Below are 25,091 nucleotides of genomic sequence, written 5' to 3' on the forward strand. Positions count from 1 at the left end.
TAATTCCTGTTAACAAATAAGTAAGATGTCCCCATATTTAAATTCCTGTTAACAAATAAGTGAGATGTCCCCAGATTTAGAGTGCATTTTAATTGTTGAAATGTAAGGATAAAATCAAGGTTTGACCCCGTGCCCCCCTGTCAGCACCCTACTCCCCTCATACATAACGTTTTCAGCCTTGCCCCCTTTTCAATTTCAATGGACTCTTTCAGCGATTCGCAAACCACACCCGATAATCTTCGATAAGTTGAGTGTTGGCTGATTGCTTGTCAATTACCGCTAATTCACAAAGCGGACAATCATATTTTCTGCGACCCAACCGCAGTGCCACAATAACACCATACCAGTCATCAATTAACGTAATTTTTTTGACACTCACCCGATCTCCTGACCGCAATGGTCCTCGTTCCTGCCATTCATCAACCTCAGCGTCAAATGGAAAGGTCAAATGCTCTTCAAGATAAGCTCCCCATCGTTTCATCACCGCCATCTCGTTTCCATGATCAACTCCGCGTAAGATTTGCTGAATCCGTTTACCTTGGTCACCTAACCAACTATAGCTTTTGTACAAAACCAGCTTAAGCTCTTTTTGGGCATGCTTCACGTCTTGTTCAGTATCTCTTGCTGTTGTCACCTCAATGTCATCAGGATACAATCCCATTTGTGTCCAGTCTAAACCCTCTTCCTCAGAGGCTTCAATGGATGACGCTGGCATCTCTCGAAGCGTGATACTATCCCACTCAATATCGATGATCGTTGGCCCATCTTCCTGGGGTCTGATGTGAAGAATTCTCCCTTGCCATCCTTCAAGGCTGAAGGCTTCGGTATCAGGATCAAGTACATCCGGTTTTACCCTAACCGAATCGCCAATCTTAAATGAAATTTTGCTGTTATTCATACTCCGTTTTCTCCTTATATATTTAGAATACTTGCAAAATTTTTCAATTAATTCAGATAACATAGTTGACTGAGCACTAATGATATTTTTTTGCCAATAAAGCATCTATGGCCGATTTGCAAACGCAACTTACTCCTACATACGAAACCTCCTCATGCAACAGATGCAGAAAAGGCAAACCGGCCATCAAGCTCCAACGCCAGCTGGTCACCTGATTTCAACGCGGCCACACCGGCCGGGGTTCCGGTAAGTACGACATCGCCCGGCAACAGCGTAAAAAAACCGGACATATAGACGATCAAGTCAAAGATTTTGTTAATCATCAACTTTGTACTCTCATCCTGGCGAACCTGGCCATTCACTTCCAGTTTCAAGCGCGTATCCTGGGGGTTTGGAAGGTCATCAGGTCTAATAAATGGAGAGATCGGACAGGAACCATCGAACGCTTTTGCCTTCTCCCAGGGCAGGCCTTTCTCCTTGAGGGATTTCTGTATATCCCGCAATGTCAAATCCAATGCAATCCCATAACCGACAACCGCAGCCTCAACCGCTTCCCGCCCTACCCTGCTGATCTTTTTGCCGATCAACACCGCCAACTCCGTCTCATTGTGGCAATCCTTGGTAAAGTCAGGAATGACAATGGGCTGGCTGATGGGTTGCAGCGATGTTGCCGGTTTGATAAACAAAATAGGTTCCGTGGGCATGGGATTGTCCAGTTCCTTGATATGATCCACATAGTTGCGACCGACACAAACCACCTTTCCCACCGGCAGTTCGCACACCGATCCGTCGTTAAATACATGCTGATAGTTCATAATTTCCTTTTGTGCTTAATGTTATCAATTTTTCAACGACAAAAGTGCCGGAGAGTGATCCACCAAATATTCTGCAAGCGCATCGACCTCTGAATAAACACGAGAATCCAGCCGTTTCAACCAGCGTTTCGGTATGCCCTCGACCCCATAAAGAGCACCGGCAAGCATCCCGGCCAGTGCGCCGGTCGTATCCGCATCTCCCCCCTGGTTTACCGTGCCGATGAGGCAATCTTCAAAGTTGTCCGTTGAAAATAAAAAATGGAAAACGGTCTGCACCGTATCAACAACAAAGGCTGAGCTTTTACCTGGATACGGATCATAACAAAAATCCGGATGTTCATTCACAAAACCTTTGGTCTGCATCAGAAGCGGACCCAATTGACCACCCATCATGGCCTCGTGAAGTAGACGACCAAAAAAGATACATGCTGTATCAGACAAAGGGTTATTGTGGGTCAGGTGGGCCTGTTCCACCACATATTGGTCAAGGGATTCTTCATTTCCCAGTGTGTAGAGTGCAACGGGAAGCATGCGCATCAAGGCCCCGTTTCCGGCACTCCAACGACTCGGTGGCGCTTCAAGGGTTTGGTACAGAATGTAGTTTCTGATTCCCCTTGCACATGTGGAGCCGACATCAATCGGGCGGCCTTTCACCCAATTGGCAAATTCATCTGCAACGGCGGTAAGATTCCATCCCTGGGAATCTCTAATAGCCCGTCCGATACAAATCGACATTTGGGTGTCATCGGTCACTTGACCGGCTTTGAGATACAGCCACCCTTTACCAATGATCTGTTTATGTACACCATATTGTAATTTGATTTCCTGGGGTGTCATGAATTCGGTTGTCGCTCCCAAGGCATCTCCAATGGCAAGACCGACAAAGGCCCCCTTTGCCCTCCCCACAATTTGCTTTCTGTCAGGTATTCGAACCGATTTCATGAATGATGCTTTCCCTATTATTATATGATCCGTCTGGAAATATCGTACACACCACCAATGACCAACACTTCCTCCTCCCCCTTTAGTATCCCGGCATGAAGAAAAGCACCATCAAAAAAAATTTTTGAAACAGGCACCCTGGCTTCAATAACAAATGTTCCAAATTCCCAAGCCCGTTCAAAATCATGGGTAAAGGAGTTTAAATTATTGAGCCGGACCACACCTTTACCCGTCTTCTTGTCCCATTCAAGCAGTTCATGGTCGTAAAACCCATGAACGCCTCTGAAAAGGGTGATGTGGGTAGTATCCGGATCGCGACGTTTCATCTCGTACTGAACAAATTCATAGAGAAGATCCAGTTGGTTAAAAATACCGTTGGTTCTCGCTGAGCCTTTCATGCGGTCTTTCATGTATGATAAATACTCTTTACTCTCTTTCCCGTTGATCCGGCCGCCATGATAAATTGGGGGCAACCCCATCCTCGTCTGCACCCACCCCTTCAAGACAGCCCCTTCAACGGAATCGGCATCAAAGAGCCAGCCCCGAAGAAATCTTAAGTAACTGTGTTTTATACTGAGCAGCTGACCCACATTACCTTTTTCCCGCCATTGGTGAAGATGAAACGCAACCTCCATATAATCTTGAAATATTCTCGCCCTTTCTTCCCAGCTGGAGAGGGCATCCAGCTGTTTGAAAAAATGGGCATGAGTAGCCCGTACACCATGAACACTTAACGACGTAGGATTGGCGTTGAATTCGCGGGAACCAATGACCCACGACGGCACACTGCACAAGCTGTATTGATAATGATAATGGGACATAAATTATTCTATAAAAACCTTCACACTGTTTAACGGGTTATGGGACTAATCAAAACACACCTTCTAAGTAAGGGTCAATCAGATACTTTAGATAGCAAGTAACAATATTTATATAGCTATCCTATTGGAATATCAATTATCTATGGGGCGAAGTTTTACCAGACTTTAGAACCAGGGTAAAGATGATCTCCAGATTATTTCATGGGAATTGTCGATAACGGCATTATTTCTTCTGTCTTCCTTGATAAATGAACAGGTATACCATATAACAGCCGTGGGTGGACCTGGTCTATCAACGCCTGGACCCGACCCACGACAAAAACTCTGCTTAACATTCAACTATTGTTTTTATGATACGGACAAAATCAGACAAAGTATTAGCAGACTCGACCCTGAAACACATGGGAATAAAAAAACCGGTTCCCGGGTTCAATATCGGTATTCCCCTACTGTCAAAGGAAACCATGCCATGCTGCTGACACAGACCATTACATTTCCTGCAGCTTTTGCGGCAGGCCTTCTGTCGTTTCTCTCCCCTTGCGTGCTGCCGCTGATCCCGGCCTATTTCAGCTTTATCACAGGACTCTCTTTAGATGAACTGACCGCCGACAACAAAGAAGTACGCAAAAAGGTAATCCTCTCCACCCTGGCCTACGTGGCCGGATTCTCCTTTATTTTTATCCTGTTCGGGGCATCCGCCTCGTTTCTTGGCGGGCTTGCCTCCCGGTATTCCTGGGCTGTGCGTTATGTGGGGGGCGGCATCATCCTGATTTTCGGGCTGCATCTGCTGGGTATCATCAATATTAAAAGTTTTCAGTTCGAACGTAAATTTCATTTCAAGGAGACACCTTTTCATCTGTTGGGCACATTTTTGATCGGGATGGCGTTTGGCGCGGGATGGAGCCCGTGCATCGGCCCCATGCTGGGCAGCATTCTCATTGTGGCGGGCAGCCAGGAGACCATCCTTAAAGGGGTGCTGCTGCTGGCAACCTATTCTGCAGGTATGGCTCTGCCTTTTATTGTCATATCCATCTTCATCAACTCCATGCTCAGTTTCATGAAAAAGGCCACCCGGGCCATGGGCATTATCAATAAATGTGCAGGCGGGCTTCTCATTATCATTGGTCTGCTTTTGATCTTTGACAAGTTCCGGCTTCTGGCAGCCTTTTAACCGAACACATATTGACATACGCCTGATCGTTTTTATCCTAACATAAATAAGCCGAAAGTCTGGCTGATAATTAAGAACGTCAACCCATGAACCCATGGAAAAGGATAATAAAATGATAAAGCATTTAAGTGTCGAAGGAATGTCCTGCAAACACTGCGTGAACCGGGTTAAAAAATATCTGGAAACCGTTGGCACCAATGTATCTGTGGACCTTGAAGGAAAAAAGGCCGATTTCAATGCCGGAAGCGATGTGGATATGGCCACAGTGATCAAGGAGATCTCTGAATTTGGGTTCACGGTTAAGGAAATCTGAGGTGCCATGACCACTACCCATGAAATAAAAGTATACGGCATGATGTGCATGCATTGTGAAAATACGGTCAAAAAAGCCCTGGAAAAATTTGACGGGGTCAGTGATGTATCGGCGTCATTTGAACAGGAAATCGTCACCCTGAAACTGGAAAAAGGCACCGCATCATTGGATGAACTCAAGGCCGCAATTGGGAACGAAGGCTATGCCCTGACCCGGGAAGCGGCTGCCGAGGATGATGATGAACCGGCAGACCAGGCCAATACAAATACCGAAAGACCGGATGAAAGAGCTGCCCTTCGCAACCTCACCTTCTATATCCAGGGCATGCATTGTGCCAACTGTGCCCTGGCCATTGAAAAGGCATTTGCAAAAACAGAAGGCATCGCAGACACAACCATCAACCTGCCCCTTGAAAAGGGTTTTGTTTCCTATGATCCGGCCCTGATGGATGATCAAAAGGTCCTGGATGTGGTTAAAAATGCCGGCTACAGCGCATCCCTTGAAATGAATCAGGGCCAGACGGCCGACCGCCGGGAAAGATTCAGATTCCTGTTTGCACTATGTGTCACCGTGCCCATGATGGTCATCATGCATGTTATGCCCTTTGGGACTGTGGTCACAAATATTATCCTTTGCATCATGGCTACGGCTGTCATGGCGGTTTCCGGCCGGACCTTTTTTGAAGGGGCCTATTATTCGCTCAAAAACCGGCTGGCCAACATGGATGTGCTTATCAGCTTAGGGGTCAGCGCCGCATATTTTTACAGTCTTTTTTCCCTGGTCTTTATAGATGCTTCCCAGATGCTGTTTTTTGACAGCGCGGCCATGCTCATCACCTTTATCATGATCGGCAAAATGCTTGAGGCAAGAGCCAAGGGAAAAACCGGCCAGGCACTCAAAACCCTGCTGGCGTTGAATGCAGATACGGCCAGGGTTATCAAGGAGGGCAAGGAACGTGTTGTGGATGTTTCCATGGTCGTACCCGGCGATACGGTCCGGGTATTGGCCGGAGAAAAGATCCCCGTGGATGGCGAAATCCTCAGCGGAGAAACCGCCGTGGATGAATCCATGCTCACCGGTGAATCCTTTCCGGTTGAGAAATCGGTGGGAGATTCCGTCACAGGAGCCACCATAAACCTCTCCGCGGCGATCACAATGGCCACCACGCGCACCGGCAGCGACACGGTATTGTCCGGCATCATTAAAATGGTAGAGGATGCCCAGGCAGACAAGGCTCCGATCCAGAGAGTGGCCGACACGATCTCCAACATTTTTGTACCTGTGGTGACGGTTGTATCCCTGATCACCTTTGCCGTTTGGTACATTACAGCCCCAACGTTTATCCCGTCCGGTTCCACCCCGTTTTTATTTGCCTTTGAACGCATGATTGCCGTTCTTGTCATTGCCTGCCCCTGCGCCCTGGGGCTTGCGACGCCCACAGCCATCATGGTGGGGTCGGGCCTGGGTCTTAACCGGGGTATCCTGTTTAAAAAAGGTTCTGCTTTGGAAAACATCTCCCACCTGGATATAATCCTGTTTGATAAAACAGGCACCCTGACCACGGGAAAACCTTCTGTCACAGGTGTATTTCCTGCCAAAAGGATTACGGAAGAACAATTGCTGTCCTGGGCCGCCAGTGCGGAAATCAATTCCACCCACCCCCTGGCACCGGCGGTTACAGGCTTTGCCCGAGAAAAGGGAATCGAGCCTGAAGCCACATCGAATTCAAAAGAGATCTCGGGCCGGGGCATAGAATGCCGCCTTGACGGCCAACTGCTCAGGGCCGGCAACATGGCTTTGGTCGCAGATGAGAACATCCCCGATGATATCCGCACCAAGGGTCGGGAATTGTCAAACCAGGGGAAGAGCCTTGTCTTCATCAGCCTGGATCACCAGGTTAAGGGGGTGATTGCCCTGGAAGACCGCATCAAACCCGAAGCAAAGGACGCCATTGAGCAATTGAATACCGCAGGTATTCAGACCGTCCTGGTGTCCGGGGACAATAAAGCTGCAGCCCTTTGGGCAGGCCGCCAGGCCGGCATCCGGGAAGTGGCTGCCGAGGTCATGCCCGAAGATAAAATCAACCAGGTGAAAAAATGGCAGGAAAAGGGATTAAAGGTGGGCATGGTGGGAGACGGCATCAATGACGCCCCGGCCCTTGCCCAGGCAGACATCGGCATTGCCATTGGTTCGGGCACGGATGTGGCTAAGGAGACCTGTGAGGTGGTGCTGGTAAAAAATAATCTAAAAGACGTCTACCGGGCCGTACGATTGGGAAAAAAAACCCTTTCCACCATAAAACGCAATTTTTTCTGGGCCTTTTTCTACAATATTTTGATGATTCCGCTGGCTGCAGGCATCCTGTATCCGGCATTCAGACTATCATTAACCCCGGAAGCGGCTAGTATCGCCATGTGGTTTTCATCCCTCTCCGTTGTGGGCAACTCCCTCTTGCTTAACCGGTTTGGAAGGCACCTGGATGATTAAAACCCAAGGACCGTATCTCTCCGGACAAGATTTCAAATTCTTGATCATCTTTCCATTCCTGGCTATACTTCACGTGTAAGAAAGCAAATTCCTATATCTAAACTATAAACTAAGGTGATGTATGAACAGATCAAAAATACTCGCTCTGCTTATGCTTGTCAGCAGCGCATTCCTCCTTTCGGGGTGTATGGTTCCGGCTGACGGCTACCATTCTGATCCCTATTACAGTTCCAGTGTGGTGGTCGTACCAGCCTTGCCCTACACGGTAAACTTGTACGAACGGCCCTACTACAGCCACCATGGCTATTACTATTTCTATAACAATCAACGTTGGTACTACAGCAGGACCAGAGGCGGAAACTGGATCGCGTTGCCGCGTACGCACTGGCCACGTGACACCAGATGGAAGGGACGCCATTACCATAACGATCACCGCGATCATAAATACGATCAACACGACAGGCGGCCGCCAAAGGACCCAAAACATCGGCCCCAAGAGAATCCACGTTGGAACGACAAAAACAAACATAAAAACGACTCTCTCCACAGGGACCCACGGTATAATGAAAAGAACCAGCCCAAAAGATATCCACACAACAAAGACCCGCGTCGAGAGGATCCTCGTCGGTTACAAAAGGATAAAAGGCCAAAAGAGGGACGGCATGATCAAATAGACCCGCAGAAACATCATCCAGGAAAGCGGGCCATGGATCCACGTCAACATGATCGCAACAAAATGAAACAGGAACAAAATGAGCACAATCAACGCAAGAGGCATCCTCTCCAGAATAATAGAAACCCCCAGGACGGCAAAAACCCCACTGGAGAAGAAGAGGAAATAAACCCCGATGCACCTCAATTTAAGCGTCGTTGAAGAGACCGGCATCATGGTCACGGCAGTTACAAAAACGATTAAAAAGGATCTCTTAGGGGCTGTTTTTACCCAGACCGCTTGGCAGTCATCCCTAAAATTTTGACCTCAATTACGGCAGTTTCGGCCAGCTCCTGCGCCTCAAATTCAAAGGTGCGGGAGCTGTATTGGGCCATAATACAATTGAATATGATGCCGTCAATCTGATCCTGATCGGTTATCTGTTTTTCTTTTCTTCGCACAGTACCATCTGCCTTAATCGTTTAAATTCCTGTTCATTCACACCTGCTGTTCCCAAAGGACGTTTGGCGCTGTCATGGCAGTCAGAACCCCCGGTGACAAGCAGATCATATTTTTCAGCCCAGGACAAAAGCAGCACCTGATGTTCCGGTGAATGGCCCGGATAATGGACCTCAAGGCCTTTGACGCCGGCGTCCAGCACCTCGGACAGCAGACGCGTCACGATTTCCAAAGGCGGCAGCACCTCCTTGTAATGTCCCTCGCCGGGAAAAGAACCGGCAGCCGGGTGAGCCAGCACAGCGACCACAGGTTCACTTTTTATAAACCCTTTTACCTGTTCAAGGTCCACCCCCGAAGGCAGATAGGCGGGACTGTCATTACCGATGATCCGGGTAATGGTATCTTTGTCTGAAATACCCAGTCTCTCTGCCAGGGCCATGGCAAAATGGCGGCGGGAGACATTATCCGAATATGCGGCAATCTCTTCAAAGGCAAGATCCCTTGACAACAGGGGCGATTTTCCACCGGGCCCGAACACCTCGTTAATCTTCTCAATCCTTGCCCGGACAAGTCTCTCTCCCCGCCCTCCGGCCAGAAGGGTTTTAAACCGTGTGACAAACCCCGAATCTTTTAACATCGCGCTTGAAAAATAGGTCAGCACGTGAAGGGTTCCCGTGAAAAACGCCCGTTTGAAGCGCACGGAGATCTCAACACCCGGGAAGACCTCTACACCCTGTGTTTTTCCCGCATCCAGTGCAGTTTCAAGTCCATCCAGGGTGTCATGGTCGGTCACGCCTAAAACCTTTATACCCATACCTGCGGCCAGGGCCACAAGATCGCCAGGGGAAAAATCCCCGTCAGATGCGGTGGTGTGATTATGCAAATCTGCAAATATATGTGCCATCAACGGCCTCCTGCTAATATCATGTTACCTAAATTATACAATGTTCATTATTTTATCATAATTTATCCTTACCCGGACATCTTTTCTTTTTTTAACCAATTTGTAATATTTTATTTATTTTTGACAGATTAAATGGTAGAAGTGAGGATTTAAACGTTGACAATCCATAACCATCCGGACTTAATTACTTATGGACCCTTTACATACCCTTGGGAAAATCAGTTCTCCCGATCAGGCCCTAAATCTGTTTGCATCAAAACTTGACCGTACACAATTGGCAAAAATTGCCAAGATCAAACACCCGAATGTACTGATCCGTATCGCCAACGCCATTGTCCTTTGCAGGCCGTCAAAAGTATTTATCAATACCGGATCGGAAGAAGACAAGGATGCCATCCGGAAAATTTCCATTGAAAAGGGCGAGGAACGCGCCCTTGCCATGGACGGGCACACCATCCATTTTGATCTGGCCCGTGAACAGGGCAGGATCGTGGACCGCACCTATTACATTGCCGAACCCGAGGACCTGGTATCCAGCCTTGCCAACCGCATGCCCCCCGAACAAGCGGTAAAAGAAATTGAAAGCAATATGTCCGGCATCATGGAAGATCTGACCATGATTGTAGGATTTTACATGAGAGGACCTGTGGGGTCCCCTGTATCCAACCCCGCCTTAGAGCTGACATCCTCAGCCTATATATCCCACAGCGCAGAGCTGCTTTACCGAAACACCTTTAATGATTTCGACCACGAAGTTGAACAAAAAGGATATTTTTTCACAAATGTACACTCCGAAGGCCTGAATCGTACCGAGGATCTTCCCCATGCGCGCGTGTTCATGGACCGGAAGTACCAGACCACCTATGCCTGGAAATGTACCTATGCCGGCAATACCCTCCTGCTTAAAAAGGGCAATCACAGATTTGCCGTGGACAAAGCCGTATACCGGGACCGGGGCAGGGAGTTGTCCGAACATATGTTTATTACGGGCATCAGCGGACCGGATGACCGGACCACCTGGTGTGCAGGCGCAGCGCCTTCCGGATGCGGAAAAACAACCACAGCCATGGCCGGAAATGTGTTTATAGGCGATGACCTGGCCCAGATGTGGATTGCCCAAGACGGCAGCATCCGAACCGTAAACCCGGAAAACGGGATATTTGGAATTGTGGAAGGTGTGAACGCTGAAGGCGATCCTTTATTAATGAAAGTATTGCGGCAGCCTGGATACGAAGTGATCTGGTCAAATGTCCTTGTCGATGAAAAATCCAAACCCCACTGGATTGGCAATATGGAACCTGCCCCTGAAAAAGGAATCAACTTCCAGGGTGAATGGTACCAGGGAAAAACCAATGAGAAGGCAGAACCCATCCCCATATCCCATCCCAATTCCAGATACACCCTGGCTTCGAAAAATCTTGACAACTACTCGCCTGAAGCAGCCAACCCGAAAGGCGTGGTCACACGGATATTTACATATTCAGGCAGGGACGAGGACACCATGCCGCCGGTGTGGGTGGCAAAGACCCCGGATGCCGGTGTGGTCATCGGCGCATGTATAGTATCTGCGACCACGGCCACAGAGGTCGGGGTCACAGGCATTAAACGCGCACCATGGGCCAACGCTCCCTTTATCCCCGGTGCGTTAGGTGATTACATGGATGCCCAGTTCAAATTCTTCAACAACCCTGACATCAGCAAACCTTTCAAGCCGGTTATGGCAGGTCTGAACTATTTTCTGACCCACCGGGCCAGGGGCGGCGATTCAGACAAGCTTCTCGGAGAGAAACGGGATGTCAAAGTGTGGCTGGCCTGGCTGGAAAGATATGCCCATAACGAAGTTGAATACCTGCCCACCCCCATCGGCAACCTGCCCGCCTACAATGATCTGGCCAGACTGTTTAAGCAAATTATTGACAAGGACTATCCCAGGTCCCTTTATGACATGCAGTTTGCTCTGTACACGGTAAAAATTATCCAGCGCATTGAACTTCAGGAAAAGGCATACGCAAAGGAAGAGAATATTCCGGAAAAACTGTTTGAAATCCTGACAGCTCAGAAAACGGCCCTTCTGGATCTGAAGGAAAAAGCAGGGAATGTCATTACCCCGGATTATTTTGAAAACCTGCATTGATACTGATAGTATAAATATATTTTGAAGAGTAAGCGCTTGTTTGGCAATTGATGAATCCGCTGCAATGAAAAAGCGCCTGATCATAACTGATCAGGCGCTTTTTTTGTGGAAAGACAACCAGCCGGAAAGCTATTATTTTATCATACGCCTATTTAGACGGCATATAAGCTAAATTTGCATCCAGCTTATCATCCCATGGCAGACCTTCATTTACCCATCCCCCAGTTTTTCTCTGTCCATAAAATGCGCTGTTTTTATTTTCTACTTTATCGCATTCAAATCCACCCAGCAGACTAAAAAGCTTTTCTTTAGAAAAACCAACCTTTTTTTCTTCTATTTCATTGGTTGAAAATTTTAAAGGGATATTATAAGAGCCTGTTGGGCACCCTAATTTTTTTCTACGCAAAAAAACCGCTAAAAACAACATGATTTTACATTTTTTTCTTGATTTAAATAATTATATACAAGTCTATACCGGGTTTCTACTTGATTTTAGGCAAAGTGTTCAATAAGATACACATTTACCTAATTTATTAATGACATTTGCCTTTATAAATTATATTCAACACCCAAATTAGGAGGATAATAATGGCAAAAATAGTGCATCGTGAGGAATTGGCTCAGGGAACCATTATCCTCAACGAAATAGAAGCGCCCCGCATAGCCAAAAAGGCCAAACCCGGCCAGTTTGTCATTCTTCAGGCAGACGAAACCGGCGAACGTGTCCCGTTGACCATGGCGGACACGGACCCTGAAAAAGGAACCATCACAATTATTTACATGGTTGTCGGCAAATCCACAGCCCGGTTCAAGGATCTTAAAGTTGGTGAAAAATACTATGCCCTCATTGGTCCTTTGGGTGCGCCTACCCATATTGAAAAGATAGGAAAGGTCGTCTGCGTAGGCGGCGGCACCGGCATTGCCGTTCTGCATCCCATCGCACGGGCAATGAAGGAAGCCGGTAACGAGGTCATAGCCATTCTGGGTTCCAGAACTTATGATCTGCTCATCCTGGAAGAAAAGATGAGGCAAGCCTCTAATACCCTGCATATCTGCACCGATGACGGTTCCAAGGGCCATCACGGATTTGTTACGGATGTGCTCAAGGAAACCATTGAAAAAGAGGATATTGCCCTGGTTGTAGCCATTGGTCCGATTCCCATGATGAAATTCTGCAGCCTGATCACCAAGGAAAAAGGCGTCAAGACCATGGTCAGCCTGAACCCCATCATGGTTGACGGCACGGGCATGTGCGGCGGATGTCGAGTATCAGTAGGCGGGAAGACTAAATTTGCCTGCGTGGATGGCCCTGAATTTGACGGGCACCAGGTGGATTTTGATGGACTAGCCAAACGACTTGCATCATATACGGAGGTTGAGAAACAGTCCATGGATGCTTACAACAAATGCAAATGTGATGCAGATTAATGCGCCCGTTTCTGGGATATATGGAGAGACAAATGACTGATAAAAAAGAGAAAGTTGATCGTGTAGTGATGCCGGAGCAAGACCCGGACGTCAGGCGCAGAAATTTTTTGGAAGTTCCCTTAGGTCTTACCGAAGAGATGGCAATAACCGAAGCCAAACGCTGTCTGCAGTGCAGAAAACCTGCCTGCATGGATGGATGCCCGGTTTCCGTATCCATTCCTGCGTTTATAAAATGCATAGCTGAGGGTGATTTTTCCGCGGCCGCCCGAAAACTTTGGGAACGTAATGCCCTTCCCGCAGTCTGCGGCAGGGTATGTCCCCAGGAAGAACAATGTGAAGGCAAATGCCTGCTCGGCAAAAAAGAAAAACCAGTTGCCATTGGTTATCTTGAACGCTTTGCTGCGGACTGGGAACGTAAACACGGTACCGGTGAAATACCGCCTGTAGCGAAAAAAACCGGCAAAAAAGTGGCGGTTATCGGTTCCGGCCCCTCCGGACTGACCGTTGCCGGAGATCTTCTGGCCAAAGGCCATGATGTCACTATCTTTGAAGCATTTCACAAACCCGGCGGGGTTCTGGTGTACGGTATTCCAGAATTCCGTCTGCCCAAGGAGATCGTTGCATCGGAAGTGGCCACCCTTGAAAAAATGGGGGCAAAGATTGAATGCAACACGGTCATCGGTGCCACCGTCACCATCGACGAACTGTTTGATGAAGGTTATGATGCGGTATACATCGGTGTAGGTGCAGGGCTCCCCAAATTCATGAACCTGCCCGGCGAAAACCTCATAGGTATTTATTCGGCCAATGAGTACCTGACCCGGACCAACCTGATGAAAGGGTATCTATTCCCGAAATATGACACCCCCATTGCCCGGGGTAAACATGTCGTGGTGCTTGGCGCAGGCAACGTGGCCATGGACTCTGCCAGAACCGCCATGCGTTTAGGGGCAGAGTCGGTCAAGGTTGTTTACAGACGATCCAGGGATGAGATGCCCGCAAGAAACGAGGAACTGCACCATGCGGAAGAGGAAAAAATTGAATTTATGCTCTTGACCAATCCCACCCGATTCCTCGGAGATGAAAATGGAAGGTTAACCGGCATGGAATGTCTGAAAATGGAACTGGGGGAGCCTGATGCTTCCGGCCGCCGCCGGCCGGTCCCCATTGAAGGCAGCGAGTTCAAAATAGAGTGTGATCTGGTTGTTGTGGCTGTGGGATCCAACGCCAACCCGCTGCTCACCAATACCACCCCGGACCTGAATTTAAACAAATGGGGTAATATTGTTGCAAATCCCGTCAACGGCAAGACTTCCAAAAGAGCTGTCTGGGCCGGCGGCGACATCGTTACGGGTGCGGCCACAGTCATCCTTGCCATGGGTGCAGGCCGTGCTGCAGCCACCTCCATCCATGCGTACCTGACCCTTGGGTGGTAATTTTTTATAGCTCGTGTTTGAACAAAAGATAGCCCATTTGCGACGTTGCATAAAAATTTAAAATCCTCACAACCGCGAGGTTGCTCCGGTTTTAAATTTTTATGCGCTTGCATCCGGGCAACTTTTCATCCCACGGATTTCATTTCGGGCACGACTCTATTCAGGTTGAATAAATACTTTATGGTCCACCAGGGACAGGGAATGAATCTTTCCTTTTATAAATTTTTGTTCGCCAAAAATCGACACCAGCCGGATACCCTCTTCTTCGGGCTCCACCTTGTCCACAGACTCCAAAAACAGGGATTCCTGTCCACTCTTGTCCACGAGATATGCATTTGCTTCACACATAATATGCACTCCTGATCTTTAGATCTTTTAACGGGTCTTCTTCCGGTTTTGACTTTTTGGAAAACACCCACGATAAATATATTTAACGACAACCCAAACCCGTTGCTATGACAAGGGGAAATGAACTTCCAACAATTCATCCACCAATTGGGGTAAAGGAGAACCCACCATCCCTAAAATAGCGATATTCTCCTGGGACAAGGGCAAAAGCACCTTTTTTGCCGGGGAAGATGATACGGCTTCGGCCATCTGGGGGGTTACCTCTCCCATCATAGAATGGGGCATGATAATCCCCACGGTGCCGATAATCATATCAGCATTCTTAACCGTCTGCACAATGGCGTTGGTGCCGGAAGCGCCCTTGTTGGCACGGGCTTTAAGCATCTGGGCAGTAGCAATGGCATTTGTGCCAAGGGCAATCACCTCAACGGATTCCTCGAACCGTTCCTTGATCCGCTTGATTATGGTTGATCCGATACCGCCACCCTGACCATCGATAACACACACTTTTTTCATGTTTTTTCCTGTTAAATTACAAGGCAGACTTGCTCCCAGACCGCTTTGGCTATGTTGTCCACAGAATTATTTCCGTCGATCACAACCACATGCTCCTGGTGCGCCAAGCGGTTAAAAGCCGCCAAATAATTTGCCCGTACCTGCTTCATGATATCTATTTTTTCATAGATTTCAAGATGTTTTCTGGTGGTTTGAAGCCGCTTCAGGCAGATTTGGGGGTCAACATCAATAAACAGGGTGATATCCGGTTTTAAAATGTCGGCATTGAGTCGATTGGCCTGGATCACCCACTCCATGTCCATATACTGGCTGTGATAAGCATAGGAAGAAAAGTAATACCTGTCACACACCACAATTGTACCGGTATCCACCATCTGCCGGATACCGGTTTCAGGGTCCATCAGATGCTCGGTGCGGTCTGCAGCAAAAAGACTTGCAATTGTTCGCTGGTCTGCCGGGAGACTGCCGGACAGCATCCGGCGGATCAGCCGCCCCACAGGCCCGTCAGTGGGTTCACATGTGGTATGAATCCGGAAGCCTGTTGATGCCAGACGCTTGCAAAGCAGTTCCACCTGTGTGGTTTTGCCCGAACCGTCAATCCCTTCAAACACCACAAACCGACCTTTGTTCGCTTTTTCCAAACTCACATCCTTCATACAACAAAATAAACCCGGCAGCTCCCGGTAACCGGGACCTGCCGGGCTGATATATTTAACTCCCCGAGCGGATCAGGGTTAAGATGATCTGTGGCAACCCTTACAATTCACAGGGGCGGCTTTGGGAAGATCCGCTTTGTCTATATTGCCCTGGGCCATGGCTGCCTTGCGTTTTTTATCGGTATCCCGGTGGCAGGTAACGCAGGCATTGTGGTAGGCAGCCAGATAGTACATCTGGTTTGCCTCATCCTTTATATTTCTGGTGCCCGAGGGCTCGGTTTCACTGTGGCATGAAGAGCATGCCTCCACTTCGCTTTCTCCGTCCCAGTCATGGTGACACGATTTACAGGCAAACTGGAAATGAAGTCCGTGGGGAAAACCAACAGAACCCCTTGTAGCTTCGACCCCTTCGGGTGCCTCTATGTTAATAACACCAAGGGGAATTGAGAGGGCTGTATCACTGTTCTCAATCTGGGAGTGGGGATCAGGATGGCATCCGGCGCAAGCAACAGGGCCTGTAGCAATGCTCTTGGAACCGGCAGCTTTTTGCTGGTCAGCCTCTTTTCTGTGGCAGTCCCGGCATGCCTGATGAAAGGCCCCGACCATTGATTTTACACCATTTTCCGATACATCCGCCTGATCAGGTTTGGGCACCCAAAAATTTTCATGGCAGCCACTTGTCCCGCAACTCTTTATGGGACCGTTTCCATCCCAATTGTGATGGCAGGCTTGACAGGAATAGGAAAAATGAAGGGAATGGGGGAAATTAACCGGGGACAGTGTGGCCTTGTATTCGGCATCCTGGGGGGCCTCCAAGGTAATGGTACCAGTGGGAAGCTTAAATGTAGCCTCAGTGTCCTCAGCAAGGGCAACGCCCATTAAAACAAAAGCAAACCAGGGTACTGCAATGAGAAATAATCGTTTCATGATCCCTCTCCAATAAAGCTGTTATGTCAGATTGTACCGGATTTGGCCGGCGTATTTCAATTGTCCGGCCTTTCATATCACATAAACACTATTGCTAATTCAATGCACTAATCTATAAAGTTGTCTTTGTATATTAATTAATGTTTATAAAATCAACCTGAAATTTCGGCATCAGGGGTAAAAATCCATTTCAGATCTATGAAAAAGCAGCATACCACGCCGCATTTAAAAAACCAAGTACTTGAAATAATAACACATTATATCTTCATTTCTATGTATTGACTCTATCTTTGCAATTACGGATAAACCGATCAAATAAAGGCAGCATGCCATCACTTTTCTGCATAAGCAATTCAGGGTGCCACTGCACAAGATCAATAGGCAAAGATTCATGCTCTGCGCCTTCCACCACGCCGTCCGGGGCCCATGCCGTGATTCGAATGCCTTTACCCGGGGCATCAATAGACTGGTGGTGGCGGGAATTGATTCGGATGGATTCACCAAACAGACTGCATAGCCGGGAACCCCGCTCAAATCGAACATCATGGTTCGTGTTATAGGAGAACACCTTCTGCATGTGGACGATACGGGATTCCGGTAGCAGGCTTGGAATATCCTGGACCAGAGAACCCCCTAACGCAACGTTTGCCACCTGAGCTCCCCGGCAAATACCCAAAAGCGGCATTTTCAGTTCCACGGCAAGATTAACCAAGGTGATCTGAAAAGTATCCAGCTCAAGCCCACTGGGCTTACAGGCCGGATGCACTTCCTGGTTAAAAAAACGGGCATCCATGTCCAGGCCGCCGGGAAGAATCAGGCCGCTAACACCTGACAACATCAGGGCCACGGTCTGTTCATTCTCGGCGGGCGGCAGAATGACAGGCACGGCCCCAGCCCGTTGAATACAGCGACTGTATGCCACGGGAACGCTGGTGATAATCTGGCCATTTTTATTATGTTCCGTATTGGCGGCAATGGCTATAAGAACGGGCATATAAATTCTCGCATGTTTCCTTGTGGGTTGAGTATGGGTAGTGATAAAACCCTTTTTTAGGCGTCTTTGATAACGGCTCTCAAGCGGGCCATTTTAGGGTGAATATCAAACGATTCAGGCACCTGCAACAAATGAGGCTCCAGTACGGCAAGGGCTTTAGCCGCAACTGAGACAGCCGCCTTTTTCCTTTTGTAAGCCAACAACTCAAATGTACCTGCGGTACGTATCATTGCCTGCAGGACCTTTTTTTCCTGCCCCTGAGCAGCCCTGTAATTTTGCTCAAGCCATTCATGACATTCAAAAAAAAGGGCTTCATCCCAGAGCAGACAGGCCGTTGCATAGATATCGGCACCCAAAAGCGGATTTGATGATATTTGGGATAGAACAGCTGTATACCGTTCATGTCTCGCTTTGATATAACTCTGGGCCCGATCAGGCAACTTTTTCCGGCCCAGGTCTGAAACCGCCTGTGCCACAGGTGTATGATCGCCTTTATGCAAGGCGCGGATAAATGCACTTCCCAAAAAATTTCTGACATCCCGATCTGTCCGGTCTTCAAAAGGATTAAATAGTATTTTCATCATACCTGCACTCATACCTGAAAAAAGCAAGAACTTTCAAGGGGGAATCATAAAAATAAACAGAAATGTCTGCCAGTAAAATCCTTGAGCATTACCTTTAATTAGCGTATTTTGTTTTACTGGTTTAAGAGGGAGTTGATTCGGGGGGAATTGACACGATCCGGACTTTATACACATTTTAAATGCCGGACAAACAAACGAGGTTCTCATGGCAAAAAAAATTATTATTGTTGGCGCGGTGGCCCTAGGTCCCAAAGTAGCCAGCCGTCTCAGGCGGCTTGATCCCGATTGTGAAATCACTATGATAGACAGGGACAGCTTAATTTCATATGGCGGATGCGGCATTCCGTATTATATCGGTGGAGATATCGGAGAAATCGAAGAATTATACTCCACCACGGCCCACCATGTCAGGGATCCGGAATTTTTCCGTACAGTCAAAGGTGTTGAAGTACTTACCCGGGTTGAAGCCATCGGCATTGACCGCAGAAAAAAACAGCTGAAAGTCCGTCATCTTGACGACGGGACCGAGTCTGAAATGGCCTATGACAAGCTGGTCATCGGCACGGGCGGCACGCCTTTTACCCCGCCCATCCCCGGCGCAGACCTGCCGGGCGTATATCCCGTCTCCAACCTCCACCATGCCCAGGCCATCAAAGAGTTGATCAGTAAAGGTGCCGTGGGAAATGCCGTGGTCATCGGTGCCGGTGCCATTGGTGTTGAAATGGCCGAAGCCTTGACCGATCTGTGGGGCGTGGAAACCACCCTTGTGGAGATGGCCCCGCATGTGCTGCCCGTAGCCATTGGTCCCAACATTGCCCTTATTGTTGAAAAAGAGCTTGAGAAGAGCGGGGTGGCTGTTAAAATCGGTGCCCAGGTCACCAAAATCCTTGGGGATGCCGAAAGCGGCGTCACCGGGGTTGAGGTCAGCGGCGAAGTGATTGAATGCGATCTTGTGATCATGGCCGTGGGTGTTCGCCCCAATACGGGTTTTGCGGCAGAAGCAGGACTGGCTGTCGGCCGGGGCGGTTCCCTGATCGTGGATAAAAATTTAAGAACAACCGACCCGGATATTTACGCAGGCGGCGACTGCATTGAGGTACGCAATCTTGTATCCGGGGAGCAGCTTCCAATGGCTTTGGGCTCCCTTGCCAACCGCCAGGGCCGGATCATTGCCACAAACATATTCGGCAAGAATGCCCAATTTGACGGCACTGTGGGGACCTTCTGCATCAAGGTGTTCGGCATGGGGGTGGCCACAGCAGGCCTGACCATTCACCAGGCCAAAGCAGCCGGCTTTGATCCGGTTCACTCTTTAGTGGCCCAGTTTGACCGGGCCCATTTCTATCCCAACTCAAAATTCTTGTTCGTCCAGCTCATTGCAGACCGGGCCACTCGCAGGGTGTTAGGCGTGGAAGCCGTGGGTGAACAGATTGATTCAGTCAAAGCCAGGGTGGATGCCGTGGTGCCGCTGCTTCACAAAGGCATGAATGTGGACGAGGTGTGTACCCTGGAAGTAGGCTATGCACCGCCATTCTCATCTGCCATGGATGTGATCAACAATGCCGGCAATACGCTTGATAATATTCTGGACGGCAGAAACACCCCCATGGACTGGCCTGAGTTTTCTGACCTGTTCGAAAAAGGCCAAATCACGGTGGTGGATTTAAGAGAGGCTGTGGAAGCCCAGCCGTTTATTGACCAATACGGGGCTGAACGCTGGATACACATTCCCCAGCCCGAGCTGCGCGAACGCTGTAATGAACTGCCCAAAGACAAGGACCTCTGCCTTTTCTGCGGCACGGGTGCCAGATCTTTTGAATGCCAGATCATCCTGAACCAGAACGGGTTTACCCGTGTTAAAAATCTTCAGGGTGGATATGCCATCATCAGGGTCACGGATCCGGATTTCATTCCCCAGGGAGGGTAGCCGTTACCTGGCGGGACCTCCCCGCTGCAGTGCATGAAGACGACAATCCGGTAAGGGACCTGAAATGCACACAGGTCCCTTAACCGGGATGTTTCGGGTGCCCGTTCCAAGCGCCTGTTTGGAAATTGGGACCATTTTCATGAAATTTCGCTTCGATCTCCTAATTACCAAACAAGCTCTAAGTCAGCTGAAACCGGCCTACCATTGTATTCAGATTCTCAGCCAGCCTGGACAGTTCACCGGCACTGGTAAAAATCTGTCTGCTGCCGTTATTCATTTCATCGGTAGCATTGCTGACCGCGGCAATATCCCTTGTAACCTCAGCAGCCACAACAGAAGTCTGGGATACATTCTCATTAACCTCCTGGATTCCCTGTGAGGCCTGAGTGACATTATTTGCGATCTCCTGGGTCGTGGCTGCCTGTTCTTCAATGGCAGAGGCAACAGTGGTAACGATTTCGTTGATCTCATTTATAATCCCAACGATGGATTCAATGGCTGCCACAGATTCATTGGTTGTTATCTGAACCCCTGAAATTTTTTCACTTATTTCCCTTGTGGCCTCTGCAGTCTGCTGGGCAAGGGCCTTAATCTCCCCTGCCACAACAGCAAAGCCCTTGCCTGCCTCACCGGCTCTTGCCGCCTCAATGGTTGCGTTAAGGGCCAGAAGATTGGTCTGCTCGGATATGTCGGCAATGGTTTCTGTTACCTTACTGATTTCCGATGCCGCCCTTCCAAGTTCATCAACCTTTGAGGATACCTGCTTTGCTGTTTCAACCGCCTTGGCCGTTGTTTGGCTGCCTTTGGCCGTGTTAGCGGCAATTTCATTTATGGTGGAGGACATCTGTTCGGCGGCTGCGACAATCATCTGAATATTTACAGTCGTCTGTTCTGTGGCTGCTGCAATAGAGTTCATGTTGGTTGCCATTTCCTCGGCAGAGGCAGAAACATTATTGGACCGTTCCGCCGTTTGTTGCGAATTTGCCGTTATCTGTTCCGAAATGGCGGCCAATTCCGTTGAAGAGGCTGTCAGTGTTTGTACGCCATCTGCAATATCCTTGAACATATGAATGAGATTTTCAGCCATATACCTCATGTTGTTGTAGACACCTGTATTCTTTTTCGGGTCAAATTTGACAGCCAGATTCCCCTTTGCAATATTGTTGGTAATATCTACAATATCTGCAGGATCCCCCCCAAGCTGAGAAGCAACACTTCGCCTGATGAAAAAGGCTGTTCCGATTCCCATGGCAATAGCCAGAAGCGCAACCCCGATAATCAGCCGCTTTGCTTGGATAATTTGCAGGTCTGTTTTCTGCTGCTGGCCCTCCAGGGAGATTTTGACCGTATTCTGGACGTTACGTGCGCATGCCACCATGGTATCGTTAATTTCATTTTGTGAATCTTTCAATGCTTTAAGCTCGGAAAAAGCCTGCCGGTATGTATCTGCCGCCTCTATTATCGGTCTTACAGACTTGCCTTTTGTAACGATTTCATCAAGTATGCTGTTCACCTGGATAAAATAGGATTCGTTTTTGCGAATCAAAAAATTTTTTTCCTGACGACGACATTGCAGCACCTGTCGGATAATGGCCTCGGTATTCTCAGCGCGCTTCATTAAAGCGTCAATCTGACTTAAATCCGCATTCCGGGCCATCAAACGTTCACATTCATCCCGATCCGCTTGAAGAATGGCATTGGCGGCGGCTTCCATCTGCCGCGCCGATGTTACCATTGTCGCATCCGCTTCTTTTATGCTGTTTTCCAGGGAAATATATCTATCAAAAGCCTGCCGGTATTTGTCGGCCATATTAACCATGTCATCCAACTGCCGAAGGCTTTCGGGATCAGTTGATCGGGCCTTGATTGCGTTGATTTTTTCTTTGAGCAAATCAGATTGCGCGATGACAGCCTTCACGTAGGATTCATCTCCCCTGAGCATGAAATTTTTTTCCTGCTGCCTCGCTTCGTACATCGTCATCGTCAAATTACCCGTGTCAATGGCATCGGTCATTTGCCTGACCACTCTTGAAAGTCCGTTAAACCCTGCTGCGACGGCCACCAGCAACAATATCAAAATAACGCCGAAGCCAATACTGATTTTCGTTCCAAGCCTAATACGCGTTGACATGCTTTTTACTCTCCTCTTTTAATTGTTTCCCTATTCTACCGGTGCCATTTATCGTTTTTGATATCAATCTTGACAGCTCTTTCATATTTACAGGTTTTAGTAAAACTCCCTTGACATTAAGAGAATCCACCCACGCCTCTTTATAGTCTTTTTCAAGCCCCGTACAGATAATTACAGGAATATCAGGATTAATCTTTTTCAGTTCCCTGGCCAACGCCTCACCTGTTAACTCCGGCATTGTCAGATCCGTAATCATTAGATGGAATCTATTCGGATTGGCCTTAAATATCTCAAGAGCCTCAGCACTGCTTGTACAGGCAGTGGTTTCATAACCGAGCCGCCGAAGAAATTTTTCTTCCATTTTTACAATCTGTTCTTCATCATCTACCAGCAGAATATGACCTGTTCCTTTCATGCAATTGTTTTCGACAATCGGAAGCGATGCGGTTTCCGTGTATGAAGCAAGAACAGGCAGGTATATGTAAAAACAGGCGCCTTTATCCGGCTCACTGATCACTTTAATCTCCCCGCCTGCTTTTTTAACGATGCCATGGACAACCGACAGACCAAGCCCGGTACCTTTTCCGACTTTTTTGGTTGTAAAATAGGGCTCGAATATTTTAAAGGCAATTTCTTTGTCCATGCCAACGCCTGTATCGGAAATTAACAATTGTAAGTATCTGCCGGGTTGTAGATCCAAAAAACGAGGGATCTCATGTTTATCAATATCCATTTCACAAAGTTTTACCGTCAGTGTTCCACCGCTGTTCTCCATGGCTTGATATGCGTTTGTACACAAATTCATGATCACCTGATGAATCTGGGTAGTATCCCCCATGATGGGACCACAGTTCATATCAATATGCTGGATGATTCTGATGGTTTTGGGAATGGTTTCCCTTAAAAGGTTAAGCGTTTCCTTAACAATGGGCTGAACCAGCACCGGAGCTGTTTCACCCTGCGTTTGCCTGCTGAACGACAGAATCTGACTGATCAGTTTTTTTGCCCTGTCTGAGGCTTTAAGGATATTGATCAGATACTTATGGGAATCACTGTCTTTGGGAGTATCCATCAGTAGAATTTCAACATTTCCCATAATGGGGAAAAGGATATTGTTAAAATCATGGGCGATTCCGTTTGACAAGATAGCGATGGCCTCCATTCTCTGGGTCAGGATCAAACGATCTTTTAAGCGTATATTCTCTTTTTCAACGGTTAATATTTCGGTAATATCGCAAATAACCACAATGAATCCTTCTGAGTGATCGGAAGGGTTTAAAGGACAACTTCTCAATGAACAATGAAAAACGGTTCCATCCCTTTTGATGCACCGGTTTGTCGACTCGAACGGTTTTAATGTGGAAGAATCAGAATAAAGTTCCTTACCTATCTTGTGATATATGGCTTTATCGGGGTAAAATATTGAGGTACTTTTCCCCACCAGATCATCATAGTCATATCCGAACATTGCGTGCAATTTTTCGTTTGCCCAGTAAATTTTTCGCTCTTTAACCAGGCAGACGCCCACCGGAGATGCCCGGGTAATTGCACTGAGTTTCTGTTCATTGAATTTCAGTGACTGCTCGTACAAACAGTAGCGCTGATAGCTGCTTCTGAATAAAAGTATCCCTCCCGTCGAAAAAAGGATAACAATGAAAAACAGGGTATAGTCGTGGTACTTTTCTGTTTTTTCAATGATTGTATCAAGGGAATTTTTCGGTGAACAAACCGCCACGGACCAGTTTGAGCCAGCTATTCTTACCGGTGAATAGGCCACGAGTTTCTCAATATATCCCTTTTGACTTCGATGCCATCCAGAGATATAGGTATCGGTGCCTTCATGGCCCTGTATCATTTTTTGCTGAATTTTTTCTATTTTTTCATATGAAAAAACCCGATTCTTTTCTTCTCTGGCACAAAAACTGCTTTTACCTTCAAATTCTTTAAGGGGATGTATGAGAAAATAACCTTCTGAATCCAGAACCCATGGGTATTCCACGGCCTTCTCTGGTACAATGGGCTTTATAATCGTATTTAAAACGATTGTCGGATCAAACGATCCCACCAAAACACCTTTGATGCGGGGTGTAACCGGATCATTTTTAAAAACGGGAATGGCGATCCTTATTCTTGGTTCATTGTTTTCATTGTAAAGAAATCTGGAAATCGCTGTTTTGCCGGTTGACAATGCTTTTTTATAATAATCCTCAGTATCGTATCTTTTTCCGATCAATTGCTCACGAAACCCTTCGCTGGGGTAAATAAATGTCAACATTCCTTGGGTCTCTAAAAATCGTATGGAGGTAAAATTCTGCAACCCATTATATTTTTTATAAAAAAATTCATTAAAAGGCAGAATTGAAGACAACCCTTGGTCGGCATTGGCCATGAAATAGAGATCGGAAATAAATCGGTCAAAATATTTTTCAATAGCGGATGCTACTAGTTTTGCCTCCATCAATTGCTGAACACCATACTGACAGGCAGCCATGTGCCGTAACTCATGTCGGCTCTTTTTGTTAATATATATAGCAATGAGAGTAACCGT

General features: G+C 47.7%; 23 protein-coding genes. 8 read left to right on the top strand and 15 right to left on the bottom strand.

Annotated features, from left to right (window positions below):
• Positions 1-208: 208 nt before the first annotated feature.
• The 4 genes from B3D59_RS12170 to B3D59_RS12185 form a co-directional block, all read right to left on the bottom strand.
• Positions 209-898: a calcium-binding protein gene (locus B3D59_RS12170; RefSeq protein WP_286820103.1), complete on the bottom strand. Its 690-nt coding sequence runs from the start codon at positions 896-898 to the stop codon at positions 209-211.
• Positions 899-1,050: 152 nt separating this feature from the next.
• Positions 1,051-1,713 (bottom strand): fumarylacetoacetate hydrolase family protein, encoded by a 663-nt coding sequence (locus B3D59_RS12175; RefSeq protein WP_286820104.1) that lies wholly within the window; start codon positions 1,711-1,713, stop codon positions 1,051-1,053.
• A gap of 24 nt (positions 1,714-1,737) precedes the next feature.
• Positions 1,738-2,655 (bottom strand): ADP-ribosyl-[dinitrogen reductase] hydrolase, encoded by a 918-nt coding sequence (gene draG, locus B3D59_RS12180; protein ID WP_286820105.1) that lies wholly within the window; start codon positions 2,653-2,655, stop codon positions 1,738-1,740.
• Positions 2,656-2,675: 20 nt separating this feature from the next.
• Positions 2,676-3,476 (bottom strand): NAD(+)--dinitrogen-reductase ADP-D-ribosyltransferase, encoded by an 801-nt coding sequence (locus B3D59_RS12185; RefSeq protein ID WP_286820106.1) that lies wholly within the window; start codon positions 3,474-3,476, stop codon positions 2,676-2,678.
• A 469-nt stretch (positions 3,477-3,945) separates the two neighbouring features.
• Between B3D59_RS12185 and B3D59_RS12190 the strand changes: the two genes are divergently transcribed.
• From B3D59_RS12190 to B3D59_RS12205, 4 genes are all read left to right on the top strand, one after another.
• Positions 3,946-4,647, top strand: coding sequence for a cytochrome c biogenesis CcdA family protein (locus B3D59_RS12190; RefSeq protein WP_286820107.1), 702 nt, complete (start codon positions 3,946-3,948; stop codon positions 4,645-4,647).
• A gap of 112 nt (positions 4,648-4,759) precedes the next feature.
• Positions 4,760-4,960: a heavy-metal-associated domain-containing protein gene (locus B3D59_RS12195; protein ID WP_286820108.1), complete on the top strand. Its 201-nt coding sequence runs from the start codon at positions 4,760-4,762 to the stop codon at positions 4,958-4,960.
• 6 nt (positions 4,961-4,966) lie between these two features.
• On the top strand, positions 4,967-7,447 hold the full coding sequence (locus B3D59_RS12200; protein ID WP_286820109.1) for a heavy metal translocating P-type ATPase: 2,481 nt from the start codon (positions 4,967-4,969) through the stop codon (positions 7,445-7,447).
• A gap of 121 nt (positions 7,448-7,568) precedes the next feature.
• Complete coding sequence (locus B3D59_RS12205; RefSeq protein WP_286820110.1) at positions 7,569-8,321, top strand: hypothetical protein; 753 nt, start codon at positions 7,569-7,571, stop codon at positions 8,319-8,321.
• Between the two features lie 65 nt (positions 8,322-8,386).
• Here the strand turns inward: B3D59_RS12205 and B3D59_RS12210 are convergent, their stop codons facing one another.
• Together B3D59_RS12210 and B3D59_RS12215 are read right to left on the bottom strand one after the other, a co-directional pair.
• Complete coding sequence (locus B3D59_RS12210; protein ID WP_286820111.1) at positions 8,387-8,560, bottom strand: hypothetical protein; 174 nt, start codon at positions 8,558-8,560, stop codon at positions 8,387-8,389.
• Positions 8,536-9,462 (bottom strand): PHP domain-containing protein, encoded by a 927-nt coding sequence (locus B3D59_RS12215; protein ID WP_286820112.1) that lies wholly within the window; start codon positions 9,460-9,462, stop codon positions 8,536-8,538. Before B3D59_RS12215 ends, B3D59_RS12210 begins: the two co-directional genes overlap by 25 nt.
• A gap of 190 nt (positions 9,463-9,652) precedes the next feature.
• Here B3D59_RS12215 and B3D59_RS12220 point away from each other — a divergent pair, with 190 nt between their 5' ends.
• On the top strand, positions 9,653-11,596 hold the full coding sequence (locus B3D59_RS12220; RefSeq protein ID WP_286820113.1) for a phosphoenolpyruvate carboxykinase (GTP): 1,944 nt from the start codon (positions 9,653-9,655) through the stop codon (positions 11,594-11,596).
• 148 nt (positions 11,597-11,744) lie between these two features.
• Here B3D59_RS12220 and B3D59_RS12225 read toward each other — a convergent pair whose 3' ends face one another.
• Positions 11,745-12,023, bottom strand: coding sequence for a hypothetical protein (locus B3D59_RS12225; RefSeq protein ID WP_286820114.1), 279 nt, complete (start codon positions 12,021-12,023; stop codon positions 11,745-11,747).
• Between the two features lie 161 nt (positions 12,024-12,184).
• Here B3D59_RS12225 and B3D59_RS12230 point away from each other — a divergent pair, with 161 nt between their 5' ends.
• Both B3D59_RS12230 and gltA read left to right on the top strand, forming a co-directional pair.
• Positions 12,185-13,024: a sulfide/dihydroorotate dehydrogenase-like FAD/NAD-binding protein gene (locus tag B3D59_RS12230; protein WP_286820115.1), complete on the top strand. Its 840-nt coding sequence runs from the start codon at positions 12,185-12,187 to the stop codon at positions 13,022-13,024.
• A 32-nt stretch (positions 13,025-13,056) separates the two neighbouring features.
• Positions 13,057-14,460, top strand: a complete 1,404-nt coding sequence (gene gltA, locus B3D59_RS12235; RefSeq protein ID WP_286820116.1) for an NADPH-dependent glutamate synthase — start codon at positions 13,057-13,059, stop codon at positions 14,458-14,460.
• Positions 14,461-14,616: 156 nt separating this feature from the next.
• On the opposite strand, the gene B3D59_RS12240 is transcribed toward gltA, so the two are convergent.
• From B3D59_RS12240 to B3D59_RS12265, 6 genes are all read right to left on the bottom strand, one after another.
• The gene (locus tag B3D59_RS12240) at positions 14,617-14,808 is read right to left on the bottom strand and encodes a CooT family nickel-binding protein (protein ID WP_286820117.1); all 192 of its coding nucleotides are present in this window, start codon (positions 14,806-14,808) and stop codon (positions 14,617-14,619) included.
• A 105-nt stretch (positions 14,809-14,913) separates the two neighbouring features.
• The gene (locus B3D59_RS12245; RefSeq protein WP_286820118.1) at positions 14,914-15,324 is read right to left on the bottom strand and encodes a DUF3842 family protein; all 411 of its coding nucleotides are present in this window, start codon (positions 15,322-15,324) and stop codon (positions 14,914-14,916) included.
• An 11-nt stretch (positions 15,325-15,335) separates the two neighbouring features.
• Positions 15,336-15,965: a dTMP kinase gene (tmk, locus tag B3D59_RS12250; RefSeq protein WP_286820119.1), complete on the bottom strand. Its 630-nt coding sequence runs from the start codon at positions 15,963-15,965 to the stop codon at positions 15,336-15,338.
• A 93-nt stretch (positions 15,966-16,058) separates the two neighbouring features.
• On the bottom strand, positions 16,059-16,907 hold the full coding sequence (locus B3D59_RS12255) for a cytochrome c3 family protein (RefSeq protein WP_286820120.1): 849 nt from the start codon (positions 16,905-16,907) through the stop codon (positions 16,059-16,061).
• Between the two features lie 271 nt (positions 16,908-17,178).
• Positions 17,179-17,901, bottom strand: a complete 723-nt coding sequence (locus tag B3D59_RS12260; protein ID WP_286820121.1) for a gamma-glutamyl-gamma-aminobutyrate hydrolase family protein — start codon at positions 17,899-17,901, stop codon at positions 17,179-17,181.
• Between the two features lie 56 nt (positions 17,902-17,957).
• Positions 17,958-18,485: a DUF309 domain-containing protein gene (locus B3D59_RS12265; RefSeq protein WP_286820122.1), complete on the bottom strand. Its 528-nt coding sequence runs from the start codon at positions 18,483-18,485 to the stop codon at positions 17,958-17,960.
• A gap of 205 nt (positions 18,486-18,690) precedes the next feature.
• Here B3D59_RS12265 and B3D59_RS12270 point away from each other — a divergent pair, with 205 nt between their 5' ends.
• Positions 18,691-20,412, top strand: coding sequence for an FAD-dependent oxidoreductase (locus B3D59_RS12270; RefSeq protein ID WP_286820123.1), 1,722 nt, complete (start codon positions 18,691-18,693; stop codon positions 20,410-20,412).
• A gap of 178 nt (positions 20,413-20,590) precedes the next feature.
• On the opposite strand, the gene B3D59_RS12275 is transcribed toward B3D59_RS12270, so the two are convergent.
• Together B3D59_RS12275 and B3D59_RS12280 are read right to left on the bottom strand one after the other, a co-directional pair.
• A complete protein-coding gene (locus B3D59_RS12275; RefSeq protein WP_286820124.1) occupies positions 20,591-22,543 on the bottom strand; it encodes a methyl-accepting chemotaxis protein in 1,953 nt (650 codons plus the stop codon).
• Positions 22,527-25,034, bottom strand: a complete 2,508-nt coding sequence (locus B3D59_RS12280; protein ID WP_286820125.1) for an ATP-binding protein — start codon at positions 25,032-25,034, stop codon at positions 22,527-22,529. The genes B3D59_RS12275 and B3D59_RS12280 overlap by 17 nt, the downstream gene beginning before the upstream one ends.
• Positions 25,035-25,091 lie beyond the last annotated feature (57 nt).

The sequence above is a fragment of the Desulfobacter sp. UBA2225 genome, from assembly GCF_002348205.1.
GTDB lineage: Bacteria > Desulfobacterota > Desulfobacteria > Desulfobacterales > Desulfobacteraceae > Desulfobacter > Desulfobacter postgatei.

What these genes read in the sequence shown, in the direction of transcription:
- B3D59_RS12245 (WP_286820118.1), bottom strand. Translation starts at nt 15,324, where the DNA reads ATGAAAAAAGTGTGTGTTATCGATGGTCAGGGTGGCGGTATCGGATCA.
- gltA (WP_286820116.1), top strand. Translation starts at nt 13,057, where the DNA reads ATGACTGATAAAAAAGAGAAAGTTGATCGTGTAGTGATGCCGGAGCAA.
- B3D59_RS12255 (WP_286820120.1), bottom strand. Translation starts at nt 16,907, where the DNA reads ATGAAACGATTATTTCTCATTGCAGTACCCTGGTTTGCTTTTGTTTTA.
- B3D59_RS12270 (WP_286820123.1), top strand. Translation starts at nt 18,691, where the DNA reads ATGGCAAAAAAAATTATTATTGTTGGCGCGGTGGCCCTAGGTCCCAAA.
- B3D59_RS12280 (WP_286820125.1), bottom strand. Translation starts at nt 25,034, where the DNA reads ATGGCTGCCTGTCAGTATGGTGTTCAGCAATTGATGGAGGCAAAACTA.
- B3D59_RS12185 (WP_286820106.1), bottom strand. Translation starts at nt 3,476, where the DNA reads ATGTCCCATTATCATTATCAATACAGCTTGTGCAGTGTGCCGTCGTGG.
- B3D59_RS12175 (WP_286820104.1), bottom strand. Translation starts at nt 1,713, where the DNA reads ATGAACTATCAGCATGTATTTAACGACGGATCGGTGTGCGAACTGCCG.
- draG (WP_286820105.1), bottom strand. Translation starts at nt 2,655, where the DNA reads ATGAAATCGGTTCGAATACCTGACAGAAAGCAAATTGTGGGGAGGGCA.
- B3D59_RS12190 (WP_286820107.1), top strand. Translation starts at nt 3,946, where the DNA reads ATGCTGCTGACACAGACCATTACATTTCCTGCAGCTTTTGCGGCAGGC.
- B3D59_RS12205 (WP_286820110.1), top strand. Translation starts at nt 7,569, where the DNA reads ATGAACAGATCAAAAATACTCGCTCTGCTTATGCTTGTCAGCAGCGCA.
- B3D59_RS12200 (WP_286820109.1), top strand. Translation starts at nt 4,967, where the DNA reads ATGACCACTACCCATGAAATAAAAGTATACGGCATGATGTGCATGCAT.
- B3D59_RS12220 (WP_286820113.1), top strand. Translation starts at nt 9,653, where the DNA reads ATGGACCCTTTACATACCCTTGGGAAAATCAGTTCTCCCGATCAGGCC.
- B3D59_RS12240 (WP_286820117.1), bottom strand. Translation starts at nt 14,808, where the DNA reads ATGTGTGAAGCAAATGCATATCTCGTGGACAAGAGTGGACAGGAATCC.
- B3D59_RS12260 (WP_286820121.1), bottom strand. Translation starts at nt 17,901, where the DNA reads ATGCCCGTTCTTATAGCCATTGCCGCCAATACGGAACATAATAAAAAT.
- B3D59_RS12195 (WP_286820108.1), top strand. Translation starts at nt 4,760, where the DNA reads ATGATAAAGCATTTAAGTGTCGAAGGAATGTCCTGCAAACACTGCGTG.
- B3D59_RS12275 (WP_286820124.1), bottom strand. Translation starts at nt 22,543, where the DNA reads ATGTCAACGCGTATTAGGCTTGGAACGAAAATCAGTATTGGCTTCGGC.
- B3D59_RS12215 (WP_286820112.1), bottom strand. Translation starts at nt 9,462, where the DNA reads ATGGCACATATATTTGCAGATTTGCATAATCACACCACCGCATCTGAC.
- B3D59_RS12170 (WP_286820103.1), bottom strand. Translation starts at nt 898, where the DNA reads ATGAATAACAGCAAAATTTCATTTAAGATTGGCGATTCGGTTAGGGTA.
- B3D59_RS12225 (WP_286820114.1), bottom strand. Translation starts at nt 12,023, where the DNA reads ATGTTGTTTTTAGCGGTTTTTTTGCGTAGAAAAAAATTAGGGTGCCCA.
- B3D59_RS12230 (WP_286820115.1), top strand. Translation starts at nt 12,185, where the DNA reads ATGGCAAAAATAGTGCATCGTGAGGAATTGGCTCAGGGAACCATTATC.
- B3D59_RS12265 (WP_286820122.1), bottom strand. Translation starts at nt 18,485, where the DNA reads ATGATGAAAATACTATTTAATCCTTTTGAAGACCGGACAGATCGGGAT.